The sequence below is a fragment of the Streptosporangium sp. NPDC002607 genome, from assembly GCF_053592655.1.
Map to the genome: position 1 here is coordinate 1 of NZ_JBSFWD010000132.1, position 5,360 is coordinate 5,360.

Annotated in this window: 2 protein-coding genes; both read right to left on the reverse strand. The window is 65.0% G+C overall.

From position 1 onward, the window contains the following. A partial coding sequence (locus tag ACWD3H_RS47350; RefSeq protein ID WP_451959757.1) for a beta-ketoacyl synthase N-terminal-like domain-containing protein occupies window positions 1-1,252 on the reverse strand: 1,252 nt, incomplete at its 3' end. Between the two features lie 34 nt (window positions 1,253-1,286). Then, window positions 1,287-5,183 carry an SDR family NAD(P)-dependent oxidoreductase gene (locus ACWD3H_RS47355; RefSeq protein ID WP_451959758.1) on the reverse strand — a complete coding sequence of 1,299 codons (3,897 nt, stop codon included), beginning with the start codon at window positions 5,181-5,183 and terminating at the stop codon, window positions 1,287-1,289. Between the last annotated feature and the right edge of the window lie 177 nt (window positions 5,184-5,360).

Here is a 5,360-nt window from a genome sequence, read left to right on the forward strand (position 1 = left end):
CCGCAGACCAGTCCACATGCGGACTCGGCTCATCCACATGCAACGTCCTCGGCAACACCCCCCGCTCCATCGCCACCACCATCTTGATCACACCGGCGATACCGGCCGCCGCCTGCGTATGACCGATGTTGGATTTCACCGACCCCAGCCACAACGGCCGATCGGCCGGCCGCTCCTGCCCATAGGTGGCGAGCAGAGCACCGGCCTCGATCGGATCACCCAACGTGGTCCCGGTGCCATGAGCCTCCACGACATCGACATCAGCCGCGCCAAGACCGGCATTGGCCAGAGCAGCACGAATGACACGCTGCTGCGAAGGACCATGAGGAGCCGTCAGGCCGTTGGAGGCCCCGTCCTGGTTGATGGCCGACCCACGAACCACCGCCAGAATCGGATGCTTGTTGGCCAGCGCGTCCGACAACCTCTCCAGCAGCACGATCCCGGCGCCCTCGCTCGTCACCATGCCGTCGGCACCGGCACCGAACGCCTTCGTCCGGCCATCCGCCGCCAGCGCACGCTGCCGGGCGAAGTCCACGAGAAGGTCGGTGGAGGCCATGACCGTGACACCACCGGCCAGAGCGAGGTCGCACTCACCTGATCGCAGTGATTGACAAGCCTGATGCACGGCTACCAGCGAGGAGGAACACGCGGTGTCCACCGTGATCGCCGGCCCCTCCAAGCCCAGCAAGTAAGAGATCCGTCCCGAAGCCACACTGGCCGCCACTCCGGTCAGCCGGTAGCCTTCAACGGCTTCGGCGCTCCCGGCACCATACTCATGAGACCAAATGCCCGCGAAGACCCCGGTGGGAGTCCCGGCCAGGCTACGCGGATCGATACCCGCCCTTTCCACCGCCTCCCAGGCGACCTCCAACAGCAACCGCTGCTGCGGATCCATCCCCAACGCCTCACGAGGCGAGATGCCGAAGAACTCCGCGTCGAACCCGGCGGCGTCATACAAGAATCCACCGCGCCGAACGTACGTCGTGCCCGACTCATCCGGATCAGAGCTGAACAACCGGTCCAGATCCCAGCCACGATCCACCGGGAACTCACCGATCACCTCCCTTCCCGCCGCGACCACGTCCCACAGCTCCCCCGCGGACGTCACCCCACCGGGGAAGCGGCAACCAATCCCCACCACCGCGATCGGCTCGTGTGCCTGAGTTTCCAGTTCACGAAGCCGCTGCTTGGTCTCGTAAAGCTCGACCGTCGCCTTTTTCAGATACTGTACGAGCTTTTCTTGGTCGTTCACCGGGCCAACCTCCGCATAATAGTGTCGCCTGACATCAGGAAATAGCCTTGTCAATGAGGTCGAATATCTCATCGGTCGAAGCCGACATTATGTGTTCGACCACGGCATCCGACTGCCGCCGAGATCTGCCCAGACCTTCGAGCAAGTCGTTCAGTTTGACTTCGATCGCAGATTTTGCGTCCTCGTCAAGGGCTGCCGAGGCGAGGACGGCTTCGAATCTATTGAGCTCGGAAAGAAGGTCGGAGAACTCCTTCGGTATGACAGAAGAAAACCTGCTGTCGAGGTACGCACAAAGCACGCGCGGGTTGGGATGGTCAAAGATGAGGGTCGGCGGGAGTTTGAGACCGGTGTGGTGACTCAGATGGTTTCGGAGTTCGAGGGCTGTGAGGGAGTCGAAGCCCAGGGTTTTGAAGGGTTGCTCCGGGTCGAGTGAGGTGGAGGTGCCATGTCCCAGGACCGTGACGGCTTGGATCTGGACGAGTTGCAGGAGGCGCTCGCGCCGATCAGCGGAACTGAGGCCGGCCATTTCGGCCGCGAAAGAGTGCGCGGTTCCGGCGTCGCCGGCACGGCGACGAGCGGAAGTCGCCGACAGGCTGGTGAGAATCTTGGGGAGTGTTCCGGTCCGGGACTGCGCGGTGAGGGCGCGAAGGTCGAGCGGAGCCGGCGCCAGGGCAGGCAGGCCCGTGGCCAGCGCCGCGTCGTAAAGCTTCATTCCGTGCTCGGTGGTGATGGGTGTGAAGCCGAGACGAGCGAGACGTGATTTGTCACTACCGCCGAGATGGGAGGTCATCCCGGTAGCCGGCTGCCAATAACCCCATGCCAAGCTCGTGATTGGAAGACCAAGGTGACGTCGATGATGGGCCAGGGCGTCGAGGTAGGCGTTGGCGGCCGCGTAGTTGCCCTGTCCGGGGGAGCCGATGGTACCGCTCAGAGATGAGAACAGCACGAATCCGGCCAGGTTGAGATGGCGGGTTTGCTGGTGCAGATTCCAGACGGCGTCGACCTTGGGGCGCAGTACCCGGCGCAGATGATGAGGAGTGAGCGCTGGAACCGTCGCGTCGGCCAGCACTCCGGCGGCATGCACGACAGCGGTCAATGGGTGCTGCCGAGGGATGGAGGCGAGCAGAGCGGCGAGTGCGGCCGGGTCCGCGATGTCACAGGCTGCGACCATGACCCTCGCACCGAGCTCGGTCAGTTCTTCGGCCAGCCCGACGGCGCCGTCGCTGTCCGGACCCCGGCGAGAGACCAGGAGAAGATTTCTCATCCCGTGCTCGGTCACCAGGTGACGGGCGAGCAGGCCACCAAGGGTGCCTGTTCCCCCTGTGATCAGCACGGTTCCGTTGCTGTCAGGCGCGTTCGGGAGAGTGAACACTATCTTGCCCACGTGGCGGGCCTGACTCATATCCCGGAATGCCTGGCGCGCCTGCCGGATGTCGTACGTACTTACGGGAAGGGCAGGCAAGGTGCCGTCTTCGAACAACGGAGCCAGGCGGGTGAACAGCCGGTGAATGACTCGAGGGTCGCCGAGAGCGCGGTCGACGGCCTGGTAGACGATGCCGGGATACATGGCGGCGACCTGATCCGCGTCTCGTACATCGGTCTTGCCGATCTCGATGAAACTCCCCCCGTTGGGAAGCAGTTCCAACGAGGCGTCGACGAATTCGCCCTTCAGGCAGTCCAGTACGACATGCATTCCCTGGCCGCCGGTCACCTGCAGGAACTTGGCCTTGAACTCCAGGCTGCGGGACGAGGCGATGTGGTCGTCGTCAAGGCCCATCTCCCGCAGGATCGGCCACTTGGCCGGGCTTGCGGTTGCGAACACCTCCGCCCCCGCGTGCCGGGCAAGCCGGATAGCCGCCATACCGACCCCGCCGGCGCCCGCGTGAATCAGCACCCGCTGCCCGGCCTGAACTTCGGCCAATTCCGACAGGGCGTGGTAGGCCGTCAGATAAGCCACCGGGGCCGAAGCCGCGTCGGTAAAGGACCAGCGGCGAGGCACAGGAATCACCATGCGTTGGTCCGTGACTCCAGCGGGGGCGAACGAATCGGGTATGAACCCCATGACCCTGTCGCCGACGGCCAGCCCGTCCACGTTGGGACCGACCTCGGTGACGACTCCCGCTCCCTCCAGGCCTAAACCGTCGTCTCCGACGAGGCCGAGAGCGACCATCACGTCGCGGAAGTTCAGTCCGCTGGCGTGGATACGCATACGGATGTGACCGTCGGCCAGAGCCTGCTCAGGACGTGGGCCCGCGATGTCTGCCGTGGTGGCGAGGTGCGCCGCTTCCGCCGAACCACACCCGGCGCTCTCAGTCGGAATGCCGATCGACTCCTCCGGCGACTCTCGATGGAGCAGGGCTCCGGGAGCAACCGGATCCGGGCCGGCGCTGAGCACGAGATTGGCGAGGGTGCCCTTACCCACGGTGTCCAGCCGCCAGGAGGTGGCAGCCGGCAGAAAAAGAATGTCGTCTGATTGGACACGAGTGAGGCGGGATGTGTGGACGACACCCTGGCGAAGGGCCAGCTGGCCTTCCTCGTCCTCCGGGATGTGACGGGTGAGCAGGTACCGAATCTGCCGGTAGGAGGCTTCGTGGTAATCCGTGTCCAGTAGCGCGAAACGATTGGGATATTCGTTCTGAGCAGTGCGAACCAGCCCCCATACAGCGGCCTGAGCAAGGTCGAGCGATCCGTCCAGAGGGCTGGTCGCGATGGCGTGGTGAGTGAGGATGATCAGGCGAGTGTCGGTCAGCCGAGGATTGTTTATCCACGCTTGCAGCAGCTTCAGAGCTTGCTCGGTGACGGCGTGAACAGCCGCCGGAACGTCGACGCTGCCGGCGTCGATGAGAGGGGGAAGCCAGACGACCAGCTCTGGGTCCTCTGTGCCGATTGAGCTCGGTTCGTCGATCAGCGCGGTCAGATCCCGATGGACGGGGACGACGCCGATCGCTGTGGCCACTTCGATCGCTCGCTCCGGATTCTGCTCTGCCAGCACAGCGCAGCGGGGCTGCCGTCGTGCTGCGGCATTCGCCGGCATGGGCCTGATGTCCGCTGTCCAGGAGAGGTGGAACAGATCCGAGCTGACGTCGGAGACCACGGCAGGAGCACTGTTCAGCGTGTCGGCGTCGCTGGAGCGGAGGGTGAGGGTGTCGATGGTGATAACCGGCGCGTCCGCGGGATCCATGGCGGTGACACTGACGGTGTCGGCGTCGATGGTGGTGATGCGTACCCGCAGCATCGTGGCGTCGGTGGCGTGCAACGTGATGCCCGACAACGCGAACGGCAGCCGCACACCACTACCACCACCGGTGCCGCTACCGGTGGTGGTGGGCAGTATCAAAGGGTGAAGCGCCGCGTCGAGGAGAGCCGGATGAATACTGTGACCGCGGCCGTCCAGACCCTCGGGAAGCCGGACCTCGGCGTAAAGGTCATCACCCTGGCACCAGATGGCGCTCACGGCCTGGAACGCGGGACCGTACTGATAACCGCCGGCCGCCAGACGCTCGTACAGATCCTCCACCGGAACCACGTGCGCACCCGGCGGCGGCCACGAACCCCAGCCCCCCGTCACCGCGGACGAAACACCCGACAGGTATCCACTCGCGTGCAACGTCCAACCATCCCCCCCGCCCGTGCTGTGCGGACGTGAATGAACGCTGAAGGCGCACCGCTCCTCCTGCGGTGTCCCGACGATGACCTGAAGGTCCACCGCCCCCTCGGCCTCCAGCACCAACGGCGCCTGCAACACCAACTCGTCGACGACCTGATGACCGGCATGATCAGCGGCCCGCAACACCAGATCCACGAACACGGTCCCCGGCACCAGCACCCTGCCGGCCACCACGTGATCGGCAAGCCACGCATGCCCCCGCAGTGAAAGCCGCCCCGTCAACACGACCTGACCCTGCTCGGCCAACTCGGTCACCGCACCCACCAACGGATGATCCGAAACCCCCAGACCCGCCGCCGACACACTCCCCCCCGCCCCCACCACCGAGGTAAGCCAGTACCGCCGATGCTGGAAGGGATACGTCGGCAACTCCGGCCGACCGGTGACCGGTGGAGCGGGATAGAGCGCGTCCCAGTCCGGGCTCAGACCATGGGCATGCAA